This window comes from Nocardia amamiensis (assembly GCF_015477605.1).
GTDB lineage: Bacteria > Actinomycetota > Actinomycetes > Mycobacteriales > Mycobacteriaceae > Nocardia > Nocardia amamiensis_A.
Window position 1 is genome coordinate 119,256 of record NZ_JADLQX010000003.1, and the last position, 21,390, is coordinate 140,645.

Sequence of the window (21,390 nt, forward strand, 5' to 3'; positions counted from 1 at the left end):
GATGAGCCACGATCAGCTTCCCGGACCGAGCGAATCGATGGTGCATCGATCGGAACCGAAGTCGTTTCCCTGGCACTCCTTCAGCGACGCGGCCGAGTGCACATCGCCCTAACGGGCCTATGCGTCACGGCTTGACCGGGTTCGGGGAAGCGGAAGCGATGAGCAAGCAAACTGCCGGAATGACCGAACTAGCCGTGCGCCCGCGCGCCGCACCGGAGGCGATGAACACCGCACTGCGCGATCGCCTGATCGACGCGACCGTGGAGGTCGTGTCGACCGAGGGCCTGCACGCGCTCACCGTCCGCCGCGTTTCGCGCATGTGCGGCGTCTCCACGATGGCGGTGTATTCCAATTTCGGTGGCATGCCCGGCCTGATCCGCGCCGCGGGCTCCGCGGGCTTCGCGCAATTGGGCGAGCGGATGGCCGCTGCGGGCGTGACCGACCAGCCGATCGCCGACCTTCTGGTGCTCGGCCTGGCGTTCCGCGACGAGGCGCGGCGCAGGCCGGAGTTGTTCCAGTTGATGTTCGGTACCGGAACGCGCATCGATATGAAGATCAACCGTGGCAATGTGCTGGTGGCCGGGCATGACTCGGAGTTCGAGCACTACCAGGAAACGTTCGACCACGTGGTCGGGGCGGTGCGGCGAGCACAGGACGCGGGGATGATCGAAACTGCCGACGTCCGTTCGGCGGCCGCGCAGCTGTGGATGGGCCTGTTCGGCTTCATCCAACTGGAGATGGCGGGACACCTGGGCGACGACGGCGTGCTCGAGGTGCTGGTGCCCGCCATCGTGAATCTGCTCGTCGGCATGGGCGCCGAACTGGAGACCGTCGGCGCCGCGGTCCTCATGGCGATGGAGCGGTTCACCGCCGGCGACTGATCCCCCGGCTCAGAACGGCAGCCGGGACCTGACCCGCTGGGCGCGCGCCATCGCGCGTTCGGCGGCGCTGCCGCGCGGCGGCATCAGGCCCAATTGCAGCAGCATCTCCTGCAGATCCCAGGAAGCCTGGCTGCGCCAGATCAGCCCGGAGCGGAACTGCCAGAGATCGATCACCAGCACGTCGAACTTCTTGCCGGTGGCGGCGAACCCGGGTGGGTCGATCAGGCCGAGATGCGTGCCGGTCATCCGCCACGGCACGATGGCGAGCCGATTGTCCGCGGCCAGCACCGGCGGAAAGGGATTGGTATAGGCCACGTCCGGAAACGAACGCACCGTGTCGGCGACGAATTTCTCGACTCCCGCGCGACCGCGCGCGGGCTCGGACATCGACGGATCGTGCCAGATGGTGTCCTCGGTGACGTATTTCGCGACAGCCGCCGGGTCCGCGCTGTTCCAACCCGCGATATACCCTTCGGTGAATTCGGTCAGCCATGCCACGCTTTCGATGGGCTCGGCTTCGGCCTCGATTCGGAACTGTCCGGTGTTGTACGGAACCACGGCGCATCGCCTTTCACCCGGAGTGCGTAATCGAGGAGCCATGGTAGCCATGAATCGGCCGCGCGCTCAACATCTTCCCCCGAGCGGGTGCGGCAGCGGAAAAATAACAATGTAATCGACTGTCGCACGCAGCCCGAATAACCCTGTAATAACAGGGGAATAATGCTGTCATATCCGCCCTGAGCTGCGGTGATGATCAATTTGATATCAACGTAGGACCCAAGGGTTTTCGCCCGTGTACCGCACGATTCCGTATTGACCTTCGCGAATCCGCGCTCCTACCATGGGTGGACACTGACCTCCGACCACGGAACTACTTCACCTCCGGACGGCGCCTGCGACGCAACATGTTTGCCGGCGTCTCATTCCGGTTGTCTCCACGCTGATTCGATGGCGCCGTATCCGAAACCGCGGGCGTTTTTCGAATACCTGAGCATCAGGGGATTTTGCATGCCCAATGTAGCAATTGTCGGTATCGGCTGCCGTTTTCCGGGTGGCATCGATGGACCGACCTCGTTCTGGGACTTCGTCGTGCGCAAAGGCGACGGCATCGTGGAAGTGCCACCGGACCGCTGGAATCTGGCGAAGTTCTACGACCCGGACCCGGACGCGCCGGGCCGGATATACACCAGGCACGGCGGATTCCTGACCCAGCCGCTGTGGGAGTTCGACGCCGACTTCTTCGGCATCTCTCAGCGCGAGGCATCCATCATGGACCCGCAGCAGCGGCTGCTGCTCGAGGTCGCCTGGGAAGCGCTCGACGACGCCGGGATGGCGGGGCGGGTCAGCGGCCGCGAGGTCGGCGTGTTCGTCGGCGGCTTCATGAACGACAACGCGTTGGTGCGCAGCGGATCGGTGTCCCGCGCCTCGATCAACAGCCACAGCCCGACCAGTTCCTCGCACACCCTGCTGTCGGCTCGCATCGCGTTCCTGCTGGACCTGCTCGGTCCCACCATGACCATCGATACCGCCTGCTCGTCGTCACTGGTCGCACTGCACCAGGCGGTGCTCGCCCTGGAGTCGGGGGAATGCGAGACGGCTATCGTCGGCGGCGCCAACGCGATGCTGCGGCCGGAGGCGTTCATCTCGATGTGCAAGGGGCGCTTCCTCTCCGTCGACGGCCGGTGCAAGTCCTTCGACGCCGCGGCCGACGGGTACGGCCGCGGCGAGGGCGCGGGCGCGGTCGTGCTGAAGTCGCTGGAGGCGGCCGTCCGCGACCGCGACCGGATCTACGCGGTGGTGCGCGGCAGCGGCGTCAACCAGGACGGCCGCACGCTGGCCATCCCGGTGCCCAACCCGGACGCGCAGGCGGCGTTGGCCCGCCGGGTGCACCGGCTGGCGGGCATCGACCCGCACGACGTCCGCTTCGTGGAGGCGCACGGCACCGGAACCCCGGTCGGCGACCCGCTCGAATTGTCCGCGCTGGGTGCGGTGTACGGCGCGATCGAGGGCCGCGACGAGCCGCTGCCGGTCGGTTCGGTGAAGAACAACATCGGGCACACCGAAGCCGCCGCGGGCGTCGCGGGCGTCATCAAGGCGGCGCTGACGCTGCACCACGGCGTCATCGCGCCGCAGCTGCGGCTGGACAACCCGAACCCGGAGATCCGGTTCGACGAGCTGCGGGTACGGATTCCGCTGGAAACCGAGCCGCTGCCGAACTCAGACGGGCAGGCCGCGGTGGCGGTCAACAGCTTCGGCTACGGCGGAACCAACGCGCACGCCATCCTCACCCGCGCGCCCGAAGCGTCCGGGGTGGATGCCGAGCGGAGCTCGATCACGGTGCTGCCGCTGTCGGCGCGCAATGAGACCGCGCTGCGCACCATGGCCACCCAGCTGCACGAGCTGACCGAGACCGCGCCCGTCGGCGCGGTGACCGAGGCGGCATGGACCCAGCGCGCGCATCATCCGATCCGCGCGGCGTTCGCCTACCGCGACCGCGACGACCTGCGCGCCCAGCTGGCCGATTTCGCCGCGGGCGCGAGCAAGTCGCCCGCCCGCGCACTCACCGCCGGATCCACCGAGCCGGTATTCGTGTTCAGCGGGATGGGCCCGCAGTGGTGGGGCATGGCTCGCGGCCTGCTCGAGGCCGGCGGTCACTTCGCCGCCGCGGCACGCTCGATCGACGAGGTCTTCCGTGCGATCGCGGGATGGTCGATCGTCGAGGAACTCCTGCGTCCGGAAGAAGAGTCGCGGATCACCGAGACCGCCTATGCCCAGCCGGCGAACTTCCTGGTACAGGCCGCGCTCACCGCGGAACTGGCCGAACTGGGCATCCGCCCCGCCGCGGTGGTCGGCCACAGCGTCGGCGAGGTGGCGTCGGCGTATGTCTCGGGTGCGCTGTCGCTGCGCGACGCGCTGCTGGTGAGCTACCACCGCGCCAGGCTGCAGGCGACCACCGCGGGCACCGGCGGCATGCTCGCCGTCGGGCTGTCGGAAGAGCAACTGCGGGAGCGTCTCTCGGGCGTCGACGGCGTCTGCGTCGCGGCGGTCAACAGCCATTCCGCGGCCACGCTGTCCGGCGATCCGGCCGAATTGGACCGGATCCGGGCCGAACTCACCGACGAGGGCGTCTTCGCCAAGGCGCTGCGTGTCGAGGTGCCGTACCACAGCCATTTGATGGACCCGATTCTCGGTGATCTCACCACGGTGCTGGCCGATCTCGCGCCGCAGTCCGCGCGGGTGCCGATCTGGTCCACCGTCACCGGCGGCGAATTCTCCGGTCCGGACTGGGACGCTGCCTACTGGTGCCGCAACGTGCGCGAGCCGGTGCTGTTCGGCGCTGCCGTGGACAGCCTGCTCGACGCCGGTCACCGCGTCTTCCTGGAAGTGGGGCCGCACCCGGTGCTCAGCGGCAACATCCGGGAGGCGTTCGTGCGTCGCGGCCTGGACGGCGCGGCGATCAGCACGCTTTCCCGCGACGCCGACGACCACGACAATCTGCTGCGCGCGGTGGGCCAGCTGTACCAGGCGGGCGGGCTGGACACCACGTCCGCGCCCGGCGCGGCGGAAACCCCTGCGCCGCATCTGGATCTGCCGCGCTACCCGTGGCAGCGGCGCACCCTGTGGAGCGAGGACCCCGCCACCGAAGCCGATCGCCTCGGCGCCACCGACGGGTACGTCATGCTGGGCCAGCGCACCGCGGCGTCCGCGCCGGAGTGGCAGGTCGAGCTGTCCGTCGCCGCCCTGCCGTGGCTGCCCGACCACGTGGTGGACGGGTCGGTCGTGCTACCGGGCGCGGCCTACCTGGACGCCGCGCTCAGCGCCGTCGCGGTCCGCACCGGCCGCTCGACGTTCGGGCTGGAATCGGTCCAGTTCGTCGCGCCGCTGGTGATCGGCCGCCACGACGTGCCGGTGCTGCGCCTCACCGTCGAGGAGACCACCCGCCGGTTCACCCTGCACTCCCGCACCGCCACCGGCACCACCTGGACGGTCAACGCGCACGGCAGGCTGATCGAGGCGGACGTCGACGCGCGCACGATCGACCTCACCGCGCCGGTGGGCGCGGTGGACGTGGCGGCGGCGACGCTCTACGACGGACTCGCCGCGCACGGGTTGGCTTACGGCCCGAGTTTCCGGCTGATCACCGCGGCTCAGGTCGGCGCGGACGCCGTGCTGGCCCGGCTCGATCTCACCCCGCTGACCGCCAGCGCGCCGAGCGTGCCGCACCTGGCTCATCCCGCCGCCGTCGACGCCGCGCTGCAGTGCTTCGCCGCCCTCTACGCCCAGACCGCGCAGGGTGCGAGCGTCGTGGTGCCGTCCTCGGTCGCCGGGGTCCGCTGGACCGGGCCGCTGCCGGAGCAGGCCGTGGTCCTGGTCCGCCGGGTCGACGGCGATCCGCTGTGCGCCGACATCACCGTCGCGTCGCCGGAAGGCGCTGTCGTGCTGACGCTTTCGGGCGTCCGGTTCGCGCGCCTCGCGGCCGAGCCGGATCTGCACGACCAGCTCGACGAGCTGTTCTACGAGCCGGTGTGGTCCATCGTCGAAGACGCCCCGGCCACCGACGAGCCAGCGGACGGCGCGGAGTTCCTGCTCGTGGTCAGCTTGGGCAGCACCGTGTCGCAGCGGGCGAAGGAAATCGCCGGCGCCCGTACCGCGTCCGAGATCCTCACCCTGGTGCCGGAGGAAACCGACGCCGCCGACCACGTGCTCGCCGCTTTGCACGCCGCTGCGCAGGGATCCGACGTGGCGCGCACACGCCTCGTCGTGGTATCCGGCGCCGAACTGGACGCCGTGCCCAACGCCTACGGGCTCGCCCTGGTCGCCAAGGCGGTCGGCGAGCTGGTGATGGGCGAGGAGGATCGCGAATCCCCGGATGCCGAGGTGCGCGCGGTGGTCGTCACCGAGCGGGCCTTCTGCCTGCCGACCGACGATTTCGCGCAGCCCGCACAGGCGGCGCTGACCGGCGCGCGGCGCACGTTGCGCAACGAACAGCCCGCGGTGCAGTGGCGGCTGGTGGACACCGAACCCACCACCCGCGCCGCCGACATCGTCGATCAAGTGCTCGGCGACGGGTCGGCCGACGAAGTCGCGCTGCGCGCGGGCGCGTGCTGGGCTCTGCACCTACGCCGGTCCCTGCGCGAGCGGCTGGCGAGCTGGGACGAGCCGGCGCCGCTGGCCGATCCGGAATCCTCTTTCCGCCTGGAGATTCCGCGTTCGCGCATGCTGACGGATCTGGCCTGGCGCGCTGCGGACCGGGTCGCGCCGGGGCCCGGCGAGATCGAGATCCGGGTGGAAACGGTCGGCCTCAACTACAAGGACGCGCTGAAGGTGCTCGGCGTGCTCACCGAGAAAGAGCTGGCCGGAACGTATTTCGGCACCACATTGGGCATGGACGGTTACGGCGTCGTCGAGCGGGTCGGCCCCGGCGTTACCGAAGTCGCGGTGGGCGACCGGATGTCGGTGTGCACGAGGGACATGGTCCGGCGCTACCTCACCATCCGGCCCGACGACGGCGCCACGATGCCGCTCGACTTCGTGGACGCGGAGATCGACCCCTGCCACTCGAGCTCGGCGCTGCCCGCCCTCACCGCCGAGTACGCCTTCGATGACCTCGCGCACCTGCAACCAGGCGAAACGGTGCTGGTGCACGGCGCGGCGGGCGGCATGGGCATGGCGGCGGTCCAGGTCGCGGTGAACCGCGGCGCGCGGGTGATCGCGACGGCGAGCTCGGACGAGCGGCGCGCGATGGCCACGGCGCTCGGAGCGCACGAGGTGATCAATTCGCGCTCGATCAGCTTCGTCGACGATGTGCTCGCCCTGACCGGCGGGCGCGGCGTCGACGTGGTCTACAGCTCGGCTCCCGGCGAGATCCTCCAGCAGAACTTGCGCGTGGCCGCCGAGTTCGGGCGGATCATCGAGATCGGCAAGGCCGACATCTACGGCGGCGGGACCATCGACCTGCGCCCGTTCGACCGCAATCTGTCGTTCTTCGCCGTGGACATGGACCGCATCCTGGCCGTGCGTCCGGAAATCGTCCGCAACGGGATTCGCCGGGTGACCGAAGCGTGCGTCCGGGGCATCTACGAATACCTGCCCTACACCGCGTTTCCGCTCGACGCGACGGCCGAGGCATTCGAAACCGTGGTGCGGTCCAAGCACACCGGCCGGGTGGTCCTCGATCTGCGCGAGCCGAATCCGGTGGTGCTGCCCAAGCGGCCCGGCGTGCGCATCGATCCCGAAGGCAGCTACCTGGTGACCGGTGGGTTCGGCGCGTTCGGTCTGGCTACGGCGCGCTGGCTGGTCCGCGTCGGCGCCCGTCGCCTGGTGCTGGCGGGGCGCAGCGGCGCCAGCGGGGATGCGGCCGGGGCCGCGATGGCCGAATTCGCCGCCGCCGGAGTGCAGGTCGTCGAGGAACGCCTCGACATGGCCGACTACGATGCCGTCGCCGCGCTGGTCGAGCGCATCCAGCGCAGCGGCCACCCGCTGCGTGGGGTGTTCCACGCCGCGGGAGTGGTGAACAACCGCGAGGTTCCGCAGATCACCGCCGAGTCGCTGGCGGAGATCTTCGGGCCGAAGGTGGCCGGTGCGCTGAACCTGGACACCGCGATCACCGCCGCGGACATCGACCTCGATATGTTCGTGCTGTTCTCCTCGGCGAGCAGCGTCATCGGCATCCTGCCGCAATTCGGCTACGCGGCAGCCAATTCCGTGCTCGACATGATCGCTGCCGCCCGGCGCGCCCGCGGCGCCGCCGCACTGGCGGTGAACTGGGGCTTCATGAGCGGTGGCGGCGGGATGGCGGACTACGAGGCGGTCATGCGGTACGCGGAGCGGACCGGTTACCGCTCGGTGGACATGGATCTGGCCACCGACCTGCTCGGTGAATGCCTGCGGCTGGACCTGCCCCAGGCCGTGGTGTTCGACGTGGATTGGGGCCAGTGGGCACTGGCGCACCAGGCGTCCGCGCGCACGCCGCGCTTCGCCGAGCAGGTCGCGGCCGCGGGCGGAAGCGCATCCGGGGCCGGGGCGCTGCGGGCGGAAATCCTGCAGCTGGCTGTCGAGCAGCGCGGCGAGGTGGTCGCCTACCTGCTCGCCGAACAGCTCGCCGCGGTGCTCGGAGTCGACGCCGAGACCGTGGATCTGAACACTCCGCTGCCCGAGCTCGGCATGGACTCACTGATGGGTATGGAGTTCGCCGCACGTGTCGTGCAGGTGCTCGGTACCCAGCTGTCGGTGCTGGCGGTGATCGGCCTGACGTTGCGCGGGCTCGGCGCGCGAATAGCCGAGCAGATTGCCCAAGAAGAAGAGCGTGCGGCGAGAGCGAGGACGAATTGACCGGCAACAACTCCCGTGACCTGGCCCGGGCACTGCTGGCCAGGCACACGGGCGGGGAAACGGGCGTCGCTACGGCGCCCGCGAACGGGGCGCATGCGGCGAACGGCTCCGCCGACGTCGCGAACGGCGCCGCGACCGCCACCTCGACCGCGGCGACGAACGGCAACGGTGCGGGACGCGGGGTCGCGCACACCACCTTCCGGGACCACCCCGGCGTGCTGCAGGCCGGGCAGCGGTTCGGGCGGTTCGATACCTGGGTCCAGCAGATCGGCTTGGTGAACCCGTACTACCTGCCGCACGAGGGCGTCAGCGGCGCGGTGACCAGGATGGCCGACCGGGACGTGGTGAACTTCAGCAGCTTCGGCTACCTGGACCTGGCCGCCGACCCGCGGGTGCGGCAGGCGGCCAAGGACGCGATCGACCAGTACGGCACCTCCGCCGCCGCGGTCCGCATCGTGGCGGGCGAGCTGCCGATCTACCGGGAGCTGGAAGCCGAGATCGCCCGCATCTACGACACCGAGACCGCACTGGTCACCGCGAGCGGCTACCTCACCAACGCCGCCGCGGTGGGATTCCTGCTCGGCAAGCGTGATCTCGCCGTCTGCGACGCACTGATCCACCACAGCGTCGTCTCCGGCACGGAGTGGGCGCGGTGCAAGCGGGTTTCGTTCCGGCACAACGACCCCGAGTCGCTGGAGACGATCCTGAAGATGTCACGGCGCAGTTTCGACCGCGCAATGGTGATCATCGAGGGCCTCTACAGCATGGACGGCGACGTGGTGCGCCTGCCGGAGATCATCGAGGTGGCCCGGCGCTACGACTGCTCGATCATGATCGACGAGGCGCATTCGTTCGGCACGCTCGGCGCCACCGGGCACGGAGTGCGCGAACTGTTCGATCTGCCCGGCGACGCCGTTGACGTCTGGATGGGCACCCTCTCCAAAGCACTGGGCAGCGTCGGCGGCTATCTCGCGGGCAACCGCGAGCTGGTCGATGGATTCAAATACGTGGCGGGCGGATTGAGCATGTACACCGCCGCGCCCGCGCCCTCGGCCATCGGGGCCGCGCTGGCCGGGCTAGAGGTACTGCGTGACGAGCCGGAGCGCGTGACGCAGTTGCGGCACAACAGCGAGTACTTCCACCGCCGCGCCAAGGAATACGGCTTCGACATCGGCACGTCCGAGGATTCGCCGATCATCCCGGTCATGACGGGCGCCGACGAACCGGCCGTGCTGGCCGCGCTGGCGATGCTGCAGCGCGATTTCAGCGTGAACGCCATCACCCACCCGGTCGTCCCGGCCGGGGAGGCAAGGCTGCGGTTCTTCATCAACTGCAGGCACACCGAGCAGCAAATGGACCAGGCGCTGGCCACGCTGCGCGAGGTGCTCGACGGTCTCGCGGACACCGCGGGAAAGCAACTCATTCTCGCCCATGAGGAGGAACAGCGCTCGTGAAAATTCCCATCAACCGATCCCTCCTCCGAAAAGCCGTGGTGCCCGGGGTGGCACTGCTGCTGATGGGCTCATTGTTCATCCCTGCGCGTTCGTCGCTGCTGCCCATCCACGACGAAGCGGGCGGGCCGATCGCGAGCAAGTTCGACTTCACCGCGATGCCCATCGCCCAGCCCAAGGGCCTGCCGACCGATCGCAAGATTCGCGACGTGCGTCCGGCCTACGACCACCTGGCGGCCTGGATCTCCTCGATCGGCGCGGCCATCGCGATGAACGACTTCGACGGCAACCGGCTGGCCGACGATCTGTGCGTCGTCGATCCCCGCTCGGACACCGTCTTCCTGAGCCCGACGCCGGACAGCAACACCAGCCGCTACGAGCCGTTCGTGCTGGACCCGAAGCCGCTGCCCATCGACGAGTCCACCGTGCCGTCGGGCTGCACCCCCGGCGACTTCAACGGTGACGGCCGGATGGATGCGCTCGTTCAGTTCTACGGCCGCACGCCGATCCTCTACCTGCAGCGCGCGAACGCCAACCGACTGGACACCAAGGCATTCCGTCCGGTGGACCTGGTTCCATCTTCCGACGCCCCGGCGGGCAGGTATAACGGTCAGCGCTGGATCACCGCGGCGGTCTCGGTCGCCGACTTCGACGGCAACGGCAAGCCGGACATCTTCCTCGGCCAGTACTTCCCCGACATGGACGTGCTGACCGACGACGCCAAGCTCGCGCTGCGGATGAGCGACTCGCTGTCCAACGCGCGCAATGGCGGCAAGGCCAGGATCTTCACGCTGGCCTCCGCCAAGTCGGGCGACGAGCCGACCGCCGACTTCCGCGAGGTGGCCAATCCGTTCCCGATCGGCACGGACACCGGATGGGCGCTGGCCGCCGCGTCCAGGGACCTCAACGGCGATCAGCTCCCTGAGCTCTACGTGGCCAACGACTTCGGGCGCGACCGCTTGTTCGTCAACCAGTCCAAGCCGGGTGACATCCGATTCCATCTCGCCGAAGGCCAGCGCGGCCTCACCGACCCGAAGTCGTATGTGATGGGCCATGATTCGGACAAGGGCATGGCCGCGGAGTTCGGCGATCTGAACGGCGACGGCATGCCGGACCTGTTCGTCAGCAACATCGCGGTGCGGTTCGCGCTGATGGAAGGTCACTTCGCCTGGTACAACACGGCCGAGGACACCGCGGACGCCGCGCGTCAGCTGGCCGAGGGCGTGGCGCCGTTCGAGAACCGCGGCACCGATGTCGGCCTGGCCTGGGAGACCTGGGGCTGGGACGCCAAGACCGGCGACTTCGACAACGACGGCCGCAACGAGCTGATCCAGGCCACCGGCATGATCAAGGGCGACACCAACCGGTGGCCGCAGATCCAGGAACTCGGCACCATGAACGACGAACTGGTCAAGTACCCGTGGGCTTGGCCGGTGGTCGGCGCGGACGCCGATCTGGCCGGCAGTGATCCGGTCGGCTTCTTCAGCCGCGGTGACGACGGCAAGTTCGCCAACCTCACCCACGCGCTCGGGATGGACACCCCGGTTCCCTCGCGCGGCATCGCCGTCGGCGACACCTCCGGCAACGGCGCGCTCAGCTTCGCCGTCGCCCGTCAGTGGGGCGATCCGACCTTCTACCACAACAACAAGGCGAACAACGGCCAGTTCCTCGGCCTCAAGCTGGTCAAGCCGACCTGGGAGGGCACCACCACCACGACCACCGCGGCCGGGCTCCCGGTCCAGGGCATTCCCGCGGTGGATGCCCAAGTCGAGGTGCGCACGCCGGATGGCCGGCTGATCACCAGCTACGTCGACGGCGGCAGCGGGCACACCGGAAAGCGCGCGACCGAAGTGCATCTCGGCCTCGGCGAGGTCGATCCGGCCGCCCCGCTGAACGTCGTGATCCGCTGGCGTGAAAACAACGGCACACCGCACGAACAAACCCTCCAGCTCGCGCCGGGCTGGCACACCGTGAACCTCGCCTCGGACGCGCAGGAGGTCAAGCAGCGATGAGCGACAACGACAAGAAGGATCCGGGCGACGCGGTGGCCGCGTCGAACGGACATCCCGAAACCACCGGCAGCCGGGACGGCAACGGCAGCGCCGCGGCCAACGGCGGCAACGGCACCCCCACCACCACCGCGGAACGTATCTCGGCCCTGCAGAAATCGGGCACCGAGTTCGCCAAGGAGTGGGTGGAAGCGCCCGCGCCCACGAAAGATCCGCGATACCTGGCGCTGCGCAACTTCGCCATCTCGATCACGATCTTCAATGTGATCGGCTTCCCGCTACTCGGTTTCGAGCAGCCGTTCCTGTGGCCGTTCATCGCGCTGGCCACCGCGTACTCCACCGAAATCGGGTTGGAAGTCCTCGCCGCCTGGGCGTACAAGCGGCCGCCCGCCTTCATGGGCCGCGGCCCGCGCGGGATGTTCGAGTTCCTGCTGCCCGCGCACATCACCGGCCTGGCGTTCAACTTCCTGGTGTTCGCACACGACAAGCTGTGGCCGGTGATCTTCGGCATCGTGGTCGCGGTGGGCGCCAAGTGGGTGCTGCGCGCCAAGATCAACGGCAAGTGGCGGCACTTCATGAACCCGTCGAATTTCGGGATCGTGGTGGCCTTCCTGGTATTCCCGATGATCTCGGTGGCGCCGCCGTACCACTTCACCGAGTACATCTCCGGACCGCCGGACGCGATCATCGTGCTGCTCCTGCTGACCACCGGCACCATGCTGAACGCCAAGCTGACGAAGAAGATGCCGCTGATCTTCGCGTGGGTGACCGCGTTCGCGTTACAGGCCATCGTGCGCGGGATCTTCGAACCCAACATCTCGATCCTGGCAAGTCTGAGCATGATGACCGGACTGGCGTTCGTGCTGTTCTCCAACTACATGGTCACCGACCCCGGCACCACGCCGTCGGGCAAGAAGCAGCAGATCATGTTCGGCGCGTCGGTCGGCATCCTGTACGGCGTGGTCACCGCGCTGCACATCTCGTACGGGTTGTTCTTCGCACTGGTCATCGTGTGTTCGGCCCGCGGCATCTACTGGTGGGTGCGCAGTGGCGTCGAATGGTGGCAGCAGCGCTCGGAGACGCCGAGCACACCGGAGCCGTCAGGCCCGGTCGCCCCGGATGAGGACGAGCCCGCCGAGTTGGCGACGGAGGCGGCCCGCCCATGACCGACAGCGCCGAGCTGCGCCGCGTGCTCGGCGCTTTCACCACCGGTGTCACCGTGGTCACCACCGGGTGGCCACGGCCGCACGGGATGACCGCCAACGCGTTCACGTCCGTCTCGCTGGATCCCCCGCTGATCCTGGTGTGCGTCGCCCACACGGCGCGCCTGCACCGGGCGATCCACGAGGCGGGCGCGTTCGCCGTTTCGGTGCTCTCGGCCCGACAGGAGCCGGTGGCACGGTACTTCGCCGACTCGGCGCGCCCCGACGGCAGCGCCCAATTCGACCAGGTCGAGTGGTTTCCCGGACCGCACACCGCCGCGCCGATGCTGGCGAACGCGGCCGCGGGCCTGGAGTGCAAGCTCGACACCGTCTTCGACAGCGGCGACCACAGCATCGTCATCGGCGAAGTCGTACACGCCGAACGTGACGCCGAACTGGCCGCCTCGGGAGCGCTGACGTTCTTCGACGGCGGCTTTCGTCCTCTCATCCCTCGAATCCCTTGACGATTGGAGAACCCCATGTCCTCGCCGTTGGGTCCGCTGCGCGCGGCCCTGTTCGTCCCCAGCCCGGCCAGTGTCCGTCGAGTGATGAGCGGATTCGAGCAGCCCGACCAGGCGACCGCGCTCGAGCTCGAGCAGGTGACCATGCATCTGGTCAGCGGCATCGACTCCGCGGTGCGCAGCTCGAACAATGACGAGCTGATCGCCGCGCTGCTCGCGGTGCCGCCGAAGTACCGCGGGTTCGCCTACGAGGGCGCCGCGGTCGGTCTCACCGCGATCGACTCGCTGTCCCCCGGCCGCCGGGCCGCGGAACTGATCAGCGGCCCGGCCAGTCAGTACGCCCTGACCATGTACGTCGGGGTCGGCCTGGCGATGGCGAAGATCCCGAAGTTCCGGTGGAGCAAGGTCTTTCCGGAGCAACCCCTGTTCCGCTGGCTCGCGATCGACGGCTATGGCTTCTTCAAGGCGTTCTTCCAGATGCAGCGGTACGTGCGCGACAAGCATGTCGAGAACCGGTTCCCCGGCTGGCTCGGTGACCGAGAAAATCTCCAGCGCATCATGACTCAGGGCACCGGCCGTGCGCTGTGGTTCATCGGCGGCGGCAGCCCGGCCGGTGTCGTGCGGATGATCAACGAGTTCGACCCGAAGCGCCACGCCGATCTGTGGAGCGGCGTCGGCATCGCGGTCACCTTCGCCGGCGGTGTCACACCCGACGCCATGGAAGAAGTCTGGGACCTGGCCGGTGAATTCCGTCCGCAGCTCTCCTTGGGTTCGGCCATGGTGGCGCGGATCCGGCAGCAGACCGACAGCGTCAACGAGCACAGCGAGGCGGCCGCGCAAGTGTTCTGCGGCACTACGGTCGCGAAAACTGATGCGCTGATCGAGAATTCGCTCGAGGGCCTGCCCGACGACGGCACGTCCGGCACCTACCTGCTGTGGCGGGACCGGATCGCCGAGATCGTCACCGCGAGCCGAGCCTGAGGATCGCCGCGATGGCACGGGGCAGCGACTGGGTCGGCAAGCACGTCATCGTCACGGGCGGATCGGAAGGGATCGGCGCCGCGGTGGCTGGCGCCTTCGCGCGGCGTGGTGCGCGAGTCTCCATCATCGCGCGCCGGAAACTGCCGCTGCGCGACACCGCCAAAGATCTCGGTGCGGACTGGGCCGCCGCGGACGTGACGCGTCCGGACCAACTCGCTTCCGCCATCGCCGAATTGGAGCATCGGAACGGCCCGTGCGAGGTCATCGCGTGCTGCGCGGGACTCACGCTGCCCGGCCGGTTTCTCGAGGTGGACCCCGGCGAGTTCGAGGTCCACATGTCGGCGAACTACCTCGGCGCCGTGCATGCGGTACGTCAGGTCCTGCCCGGCATGGTCGAACGGTCGCGGGGGAAGATCCTTCTCGTCAGCTCGACCTCGGCGTTCCTCGGCATCCCCGGCTACAGCGGCTACGGTCCGACCAAGGCGAGCATCCGGCAGTTGGCACTCTGTCTGCGCTACGAGGTCGAGCCGAAGGGCGTGGACGTCACGGTGATCTACCCCGCCGACACCGACACACCCGGGCTGGCCAAGGAGAACCTGCGCAAGCCGGTGGAGACCAAGGCCGTCACCGGATCGATCGAGCCGATGTCGGCCGAGCGGGTCGCCGAGGCCGCCGTGCGCGGGCTGGAGCGGGGGCAGCACCACATCGCCCTCGATCCGCTGACCCGGTTCTTCCTGGCCTGGGCGAACCTGCCCGAGGATCTGGCGCGGCCGTTCCTGCGCCGGACCATCGCGAAGGCGCTCGGGGCGGACTGAGCGTCCGCGCCGGTCGGCGTCCGCCGCCGATGTACCCGGCCAGGCAGGTCCCAGTGGCATTGCGCTGTTCTGGGGCCTCGGTCAGCCGCGGCAGCACGGTGCAGGCGGTCACGTCGGCAAGGCGATCGGTCCGGAGTGAACGTTCGCGCCGGTCGGCGTCCGCCGCCGATACCCGGCCAGGCAGGTCCCAGTGGCATTGTGCTGTTCCGGGGGGCTCGGTCAGCCGCCGCAGCACGGTGCAGGTGGACACGTCGGCGGCGAAGGCCCGCTCGCGCATCGGGTTCCGGTGCGCGGGCGGGCCTTCGTCGTGTTCAGCCGACCAGGACGACCACGCAAGCCCCGATCAAGACGACTTGCATCAGCGTCCGCAGCGGCAGCGGCATGGTCTTGATGCCGAGGTCGGCGCGGGCGGCGCGGACGTTCGCCGGGAACATCACCAGCAGCAGCGCGATCAGGCAGGCCGCCGCCAGGTCGGCAGTCGCGGGGATGAGCAGGCCGACCGCGCCCGCGGCTTCCAGCACGCCGGTCAGCGTGACCAGCGCGGGCGGATTCGGCAGTCGCGGCGGCACCATTTCGATCAGCGCGTCGCGACGCGGCTGGAGGAAATGCGCGCTCGCCGTGAGGACGAACATCGCGGCCAGCCCGAGCGCGGTCGCGTGCGCCCAGGAATCGAGCCAGCCGGGGCCGATCAGCCAGCCGATGAGCCGGGCGGTTGCGGTGACGACGGCGAGGACAACCAGCGGTGCCATCGGGACTCCTGTGGGATCGAGAGCAAATCTTGACAGTGGCAAGATTAGGCTCATGCGCATGAACTTGTCAATGTCTAGATGATCCGTCACCATCGAGGTATGGCGAAGGACAGCTACCACCACGGCGATCTGCGCGCGGCACTGCTGGCCGCGGCCGCCGAGCGCATCGCCGCCGACGGCGTCGACGCACTCTCCCTGCGCAACCTGGCCCGGCACGCGGGCGTCTCGCACGCCGCGCCCGCCCATCATTTCGGCGATCGAGCGGGCCTGCTCACGGCGCTGGCCACCGAGGGCTTCGCGCTGCTGGCCGAACGACTCGAACAGGCCGCCGGGGACTTCCGCGAGGTCGCGGTCGCCTACATTCGCTTCGCGCGCGAGCATCCCGGGCACTTCGACGTGATGTACCGCCACAGCCTTCTGCACGCCGACGACCCGAAACTACAGGCGGCGCGGGAACGTTCGGGCACGGCCCTGCGCTCGGGCGTCTCGGCGATCCAGCCGGAGCACAGCCCCAAGCACCAGCAGGCGACCCAGCTCGCCGCATGGTCCCTGGTACACGGCTTCGCTTCGCTGTGGCGCGAAGGGGCCCTGCATAATTCAGCGCTCGTCACCGATCCCGATCCCGAGGTCCTCGCACGTACGATGCTGTCCACCGTCCGGCTCGACTGACCGGAAACCGTCGTGCGCCGAGCCGCCACCGTGTTAGCTGGACATCCGGAAGGAGCAGGCGGCCCCACCCCGGCTGCCGTCGACACATGGACATCCACGCCTACCCGACCGAGGCGCCGACGCCGGTGGACCTCCCCGAGGCGCACCGAATCGCCGACCGCTACCTCGCCGGTGCCGACCACGCCGCACACGGAATCACCTACCGCATAACAGAATTCGATATCTGCTTCGTCGCCGTCGCCGTCTTCGACAGGCCGCCGCATGCCGACCCCAACGCGCCGGTGGTAGTCGGCGGCTCGGTCTGCGTCATCGACAAAGCCACCGGCGCGGTCTCCTACTGGCCCACCTACCCGGCCACGATGGTCGCCGACCAGTACACGGACGCACTCCAGGACGGGCGGCTGGTCATCGAGGACGGTTGGCCGGAGGAGGACGATCAGCCCGCGGGCACCGAGTCACCCTCTCCATGAAGGGAAATTCGACATCGCATACCCGGGAACTCATTGCCCTGACCAAGCCCACCAGGCAGCAGTGCGCAGATGTCATCTCCACCCAGGCCGTGGAATCGGTAGCCCTCAGCAAGGACAGCGGCTACTGCGTCAAGACCGTGGGCAATCCCATCGCCTTCATCACTGAACTGTCGTTCAACGACGCCACCTATGCCTATACGGCGGTGGTGACAGTCTGGTCCGCCACCAGCTAAGGTGTCCCGCCCATTGCTCGCATACACGCTCGCTTGCCCGCATGCAGAGGCATGTCGTGCACTCATTCATATAGCGTCGGCAGGTCGATGAGTGTGACGTCGCCCGACTCCCCCGCCCTTCTAGCATTGTCGTTGAAACCGCCACCGGTGAAGCACAGCAGTCGAGTTCGGCTGGTGTCGTACCGGCCGTTTCGGGCGACGACATCCCGGATGTGCCTGAGACGATCGAGATGGCCCTGCCCCATCGTGTCGTTCCACTTCGCCTCACCGATCGCCAGGAGCGGCGGCTTGCCCCGGTCCGATATCCCGATGACGGCGACGTCGATCTCGTAATTTGTTCGAGTGCGGGCGTCGTGCACTACCCCGTGGCCGACTTTGGCCGGGATTTCGGCGAACAGTTCAGGATCGGCGTGGTGCAGCGCCCAGTCCCGGCAGATCTGTTCGAAATGCGGCCCCAATACGTTGCTGGCGAACCTGCGGCCGCTCGCACGCCACACGCGGTTCGCACTTCCAGGGCGTTCGAGCTGATCCCAGACCGGACGCATGATCGCGTGGTAGAACCGAATCAGCGGCTCAGAGATGCGATATGCGGATCTGTTGTCGCGGAAGATATCGGCGTCACGGTATAGAAGTCCGACATCTTCGAGAACATTGAGGGGATGGGCGATATCGGCCGCCTTACGCTCCAGGTAGCTCGCGATGCCACCGCGCGCCGCATTGCCGTCCGCGACAGCACCGAGCACGGAGAGATACAGCGCGGTGTCCCGCAATTCAGGTTCCTCAGCCAGCAGATATCGCGGCTCGCGAAACAGCGGCGTCTCCGGATTCATGACAGTTCGAACAACCCAGTCGTCGAAATCCTCGGGGCCGGTAGGGGCATCGCCACGCGCGAACTCCCGCCGATACGCAGGGGTACCTCCGACGATGGCATTGACCTGTAGCGCCAGACGGGCGTCCGTGATTCCCCAGAACTCGGCCGCCGAACGATAGTCGAGCGGACGAACCAGCAACTCGAGCCCGGCGCGGCCACGCAAAGGCGCGCTACCAGACAGGATTCGTCCCATGAACGACAGCGCGGACCCGCACAGCAGCAACCGAGTCCGTGAGTTCTTTCGCTGTTCCCGCAAGGGCCGCAGGGCCTCCTGAATGACCGACGGAAGCTCCGGATTCGCCTTCGCGAGGTAGGGGAACTCGTCGATGACGACGGGAACCGGCCGCTCAACCCCCAGGCTGAGCAGCGTGTCGATCACCTCCGCCCAATCATGGAAATGGAACGGGCTCGCAGGCCGGACATGAGCAGTCAAGGCAGTGCTGATGCGCCGCAGCGATTCGGCGTCGGTGGCCTCGGTCGCACCGAAGTAGAACCCTCCCGCCGCCTGGCAGATCGCTTCCAGCAGGAAGGTCTTGCCCTGGCGGCGTCTGCCCGAGACCACTCCGAGCGTCGCACCTGGCTGCTCGTCCGAGACGAAGCGGGTCAGCGCCGACCACTCGTAGTCACGATCGAACATGTCCGCAGGTTTCCGCACGACCTTCCTCACAGTTTGTAGGGTTGCAGTTTATAGAACTGTACCACTACAAACTAGCTCAGGGTCGTATTTCTGCAGCGTGCCATTCTTCGATGAAGCGGAGTGCGGCAGTGCGGCAGGCGGCGTAGTCGAAGCGGGTAGTGGCAGCGGCCGAGCGCTTCCGCGATTGCCGGCGTGGACATAGAACCCCCTGGGTGCAGTTCGTCATGGATCGAGGACCCCAGCCGCAGAAAGACATTCGCGGGGTCAATCTCGCGTCGAGGCCGAATCAGCATCCGATGCTCGTGCAACTGGCGGGGCCGCGCAGTGATCCTGTGCGGGAGGGGGTGCAGTGTGCACCCCCAAGTCAGCGGGTCAGACCGACACTGCCGGCCATCGACCGTGCTCGCCGACTGATGAGTACGCCACCCCTATCCACTGCCTCGGCGATCATCTGCCGTGCAGACGGGGAGTAGTGCACGGAATCCGCCGAGGTCTGGTAAGCCTGCTCGAGCCAATGCAGCATCGCTGAATAATCGCGCCGCTGGTGATAGCTCCGAGCAATCTCGACACCGAGCCGCCCCCGTCGCTCCCTGCTCGGGATCTCATCGGGGTCGATATTCTCGGCGCGGTGGCGGGCTTCCGACGCTTTCGAGAGGTCGGCTGCGAGGGTCACTCCGTGCAGCTTGACGTTGGCGGTCCCGAACATCGTCCATGGATGGTGATAGTTGTGGCCGAGCCGTCTTGCGGTGGTGTCAGCCTCGTCCCAGTGTCGCTCGGTCACTCGGAGACTCGCACACGCCAGCGTAGGCGCGAACAGGCGATCATGGTGCCGGTCACCATGCGTGACCGGCTGTATCCATGCTCTGGATCACCGCTGCCCCCGGGCGATACCGCCGGACGTGAAATCAGAATCTGGCAGCGAGTTGGCGGCAAGTGCTGCCAATGCTGACCACTACCTCGAATTCGACCACATAATCCCATTGAGCCGAGGTGGCGCTACAAGCGTCGCGAACCTCCAAATCCTGTGCCGAAGACGCAATCTCGAAAAGGGAGCCCGCATCTGACCGGATTATGCCCGCGGTAAGCGCTCATTTCCTCGCATGTACAGGAACATCTGAGGAGTTCACGGAGCGGGTGAAGCGACCCCGGATGCCGGTTGGGCAGGCACGTTCGGGACAGGCTCGCCCGCGTCCGGAACCCCGGTCCCGCGCAGGGAGGTTCCGGCTGTTTCGCGGAGGAAGGTCCAGGCGATCAGGCCGATGAGGGACGCGCCGATCATGTAGACGGCGGGGAACAGAGACCAGCCGGTGGCCTCGATCACCGCTTCGTTGATCAGGGGGGCGGTGCCGCCGAAGGCCGCGGTGGAGACGTTGTAGGCCAGCGCGAAGCCAGCGTAGCGGACGTGGGTCGGGAAGATGGCCGGGAAGGTGGAGCTGATGGTGGACAGCTGTGGCACGTAGAACAACCCGAGCACGATGAACCCGGTGATCGCCCAGCCGGTGCCCTGACCCATCAGCCAGTACATCGGCACCGCGAGCACCGCGAGACCCACCAGCGAGAACAGCCACATCGGGCGTCGCCCGACGCCGTCGGACAGCCGGCCGAAGAACGGCAGCACCAGCATCATCACCAGCTGCCCGACCAGCATCATCGCGGTGGTCGCCGACTCGCCCATGCCGATCGTGTGCTGCAGATAGGTGGGCTGGTAGGTGAGCAGCGTGTAATTCACGACGTTGAGCGCGACGACCAATCCGGCCAGTGTGAGAGTCTCGCGCCGGTAGGTGGTCAGCACTTCGCGCAGCCCGCCCGGCGGATGCTTGTGCTCGGCGACCTCGCTGAACACCGGGCTCTCGGTCAGCCTGGCCCGCAGATACCAGCCGGTCAGGCCGAGCGGGATGGCGATCAGGAAGGGGATGCGCCAGCCCCAGTCGTGCATGGCGTCCGAGCCGAGGACGAGCTGGCAGGCCAGCACCGTCGCGGACCCGCCGACGAAACCGGCGAGCGTGCCGAACTCCAGGAAACTGCCGAGGAACCCGCGCCTGCGGTCGGTCGCGCATTCGGCCAGATAAGTTGCGGCGCCGCCATATTCACCGCCGGTCGAGAACCCTTGCACCACACGCAGGGTGATCAGCAGGACCGGCGCGAGCACACCGACGGTCGCATGGGTGGGCAGCATTCCGATGGCGCCGGTTGCCGCGGCCATGAGCAGAATCGTCGTGGCCAGCACGGCTTTTCGACCGATCCGGTCACCGAGCGGTCCCCACACCATGCCGCCGAGCGGCCGGAGCACGAACGAGATTGCGAAGCCGAGCATGGTGCCGAGCGTCCCCAATTCCCCGGGAAAGAACGCGTCGGTGAGATATGTCGCGGTGGCGGCATAGACGCCGTAGTCGAACCACTCGGTGGCGTTGCCCATGGCGGAGGCCGCCACGGACCGTCGCAGCGGGAAACTCTCGGATGTGGTCACGTGCACGTCCTCTCCAGCCCGTACACGGACCTTGATTCGTTCCACCTCCGGCTCCTGGCTTCCGGAGGTTCGGCACGAAACAGGGCGATACCCAGGTTTCCCACTCAGCAAACAGGAGCACCCCGGGACGAACTCTGGAATAGCCGCGATGAACTGCCGATT

At 68.0% G+C, this 21,390-nt stretch carries 17 protein-coding genes; 12 read left to right on the plus strand and 5 right to left on the minus strand.

Going from position 1 to position 21,390, the window contains the following annotated elements; genetic code table 11:
• Window positions 1-158 precede the first annotated feature (158 nt).
• The gene (locus IU459_RS05135; RefSeq protein ID WP_195128298.1) at window positions 159-881 is read left to right on the plus strand and encodes a TetR/AcrR family transcriptional regulator; all 723 of its coding nucleotides are present in this window, start codon (window positions 159-161) and stop codon (window positions 879-881) included.
• 9 nt (window positions 882-890) lie between these two features.
• Here the strand turns inward: IU459_RS05135 and IU459_RS05140 are convergent, their stop codons facing one another.
• Entirely contained in the window at window positions 891-1,439 is a 549-nt protein-coding gene (locus IU459_RS05140; RefSeq protein ID WP_195128299.1) for an ester cyclase, read from the minus strand.
• Between the two features lie 450 nt (window positions 1,440-1,889).
• On the opposite strand from IU459_RS05140, the gene IU459_RS05145 reads away from it, so the two are divergent.
• The 7 genes from IU459_RS05145 to IU459_RS05175 are packed head-to-tail and all read left to right on the plus strand — an operon-like array spanning window position 1,890 to window position 15,132.
• Window positions 1,890-8,213, plus strand: a complete 6,324-nt coding sequence (locus IU459_RS05145; protein WP_195128300.1) for a type I polyketide synthase — start codon at window positions 1,890-1,892, stop codon at window positions 8,211-8,213.
• Window positions 8,210-9,667, plus strand: a complete 1,458-nt coding sequence (locus IU459_RS05150) for an aminotransferase class I/II-fold pyridoxal phosphate-dependent enzyme (protein ID WP_195128301.1) — start codon at window positions 8,210-8,212, stop codon at window positions 9,665-9,667. Before IU459_RS05145 ends, IU459_RS05150 begins: the two co-directional genes overlap by 4 nt.
• The gene (locus tag IU459_RS05155; protein WP_324198744.1) at window positions 9,664-11,676 is read left to right on the plus strand and encodes a CRTAC1 family protein; all 2,013 of its coding nucleotides are present in this window, start codon (window positions 9,664-9,666) and stop codon (window positions 11,674-11,676) included. Before IU459_RS05150 ends, IU459_RS05155 begins: the two co-directional genes overlap by 4 nt.
• The gene (locus IU459_RS05160; protein WP_195128302.1) at window positions 11,673-12,839 is read left to right on the plus strand and encodes an enediyne biosynthesis protein; all 1,167 of its coding nucleotides are present in this window, start codon (window positions 11,673-11,675) and stop codon (window positions 12,837-12,839) included. The genes IU459_RS05155 and IU459_RS05160 overlap by 4 nt, the downstream gene beginning before the upstream one ends.
• Window positions 12,836-13,339 (plus strand): flavin reductase family protein, encoded by a 504-nt coding sequence (locus IU459_RS05165; RefSeq protein ID WP_195128303.1) that lies wholly within the window; start codon window positions 12,836-12,838, stop codon window positions 13,337-13,339. Before IU459_RS05160 ends, IU459_RS05165 begins: the two co-directional genes overlap by 4 nt.
• A gap of 15 nt (window positions 13,340-13,354) precedes the next feature.
• The gene (locus IU459_RS05170; RefSeq protein WP_195128304.1) at window positions 13,355-14,317 is read left to right on the plus strand and encodes a DUF1702 family protein; all 963 of its coding nucleotides are present in this window, start codon (window positions 13,355-13,357) and stop codon (window positions 14,315-14,317) included.
• Window positions 14,318-14,328: 11 nt separating this feature from the next.
• Entirely contained in the window at window positions 14,329-15,132 is an 804-nt protein-coding gene (locus IU459_RS05175) for an SDR family oxidoreductase (protein WP_195128305.1), read from the plus strand.
• Window positions 15,133-15,443: 311 nt separating this feature from the next.
• Here IU459_RS05175 and IU459_RS05180 read toward each other — a convergent pair whose 3' ends face one another.
• Complete coding sequence (locus IU459_RS05180; RefSeq protein ID WP_195128306.1) at window positions 15,444-15,881, minus strand: DoxX family protein; 438 nt, start codon at window positions 15,879-15,881, stop codon at window positions 15,444-15,446.
• A gap of 99 nt (window positions 15,882-15,980) precedes the next feature.
• Between IU459_RS05180 and IU459_RS05185 the strand changes: the two genes are divergently transcribed.
• From IU459_RS05185 to IU459_RS05195, 3 genes are all read left to right on the plus strand, one after another.
• Window positions 15,981-16,550 carry a TetR/AcrR family transcriptional regulator gene (locus IU459_RS05185; RefSeq protein WP_195128307.1) on the plus strand — a complete coding sequence of 190 codons (570 nt, stop codon included), beginning with the start codon at window positions 15,981-15,983 and terminating at the stop codon, window positions 16,548-16,550.
• 86 nt (window positions 16,551-16,636) lie between these two features.
• Window positions 16,637-17,020 (plus strand): hypothetical protein, encoded by a 384-nt coding sequence (locus tag IU459_RS05190; RefSeq protein WP_195128308.1) that lies wholly within the window; start codon window positions 16,637-16,639, stop codon window positions 17,018-17,020.
• Window positions 17,017-17,253 (plus strand): hypothetical protein, encoded by a 237-nt coding sequence (locus IU459_RS05195; RefSeq protein WP_195128309.1) that lies wholly within the window; start codon window positions 17,017-17,019, stop codon window positions 17,251-17,253. The genes IU459_RS05190 and IU459_RS05195 overlap by 4 nt, the downstream gene beginning before the upstream one ends.
• A 62-nt stretch (window positions 17,254-17,315) precedes the next feature.
• On the opposite strand, the gene IU459_RS05200 is transcribed toward IU459_RS05195, so the two are convergent.
• A complete protein-coding gene (locus IU459_RS05200; protein WP_324198745.1) occupies window positions 17,316-18,503 on the minus strand; it encodes an AAA family ATPase in 1,188 nt (395 codons plus the stop codon).
• Window positions 18,504-19,125: 622 nt separating this feature from the next.
• Window positions 19,126-19,542, minus strand: a complete 417-nt coding sequence (locus IU459_RS05205) for a hypothetical protein (RefSeq protein WP_195128311.1) — start codon at window positions 19,540-19,542, stop codon at window positions 19,126-19,128.
• Window positions 19,543-19,660: 118 nt separating this feature from the next.
• On the opposite strand from IU459_RS05205, the gene IU459_RS05210 reads away from it, so the two are divergent.
• Window positions 19,661-19,825 carry an HNH endonuclease gene (locus tag IU459_RS05210; protein WP_324198746.1) on the plus strand — a complete coding sequence of 55 codons (165 nt, stop codon included), beginning with the start codon at window positions 19,661-19,663 and terminating at the stop codon, window positions 19,823-19,825.
• A gap of 59 nt (window positions 19,826-19,884) precedes the next feature.
• Here IU459_RS05210 and IU459_RS05215 read toward each other — a convergent pair whose 3' ends face one another.
• Window positions 19,885-21,177, minus strand: a complete 1,293-nt coding sequence (locus IU459_RS05215; RefSeq protein WP_195128550.1) for an MFS transporter — start codon at window positions 21,175-21,177, stop codon at window positions 19,885-19,887.
• Between the last annotated feature and the right edge of the window lie 213 nt (window positions 21,178-21,390).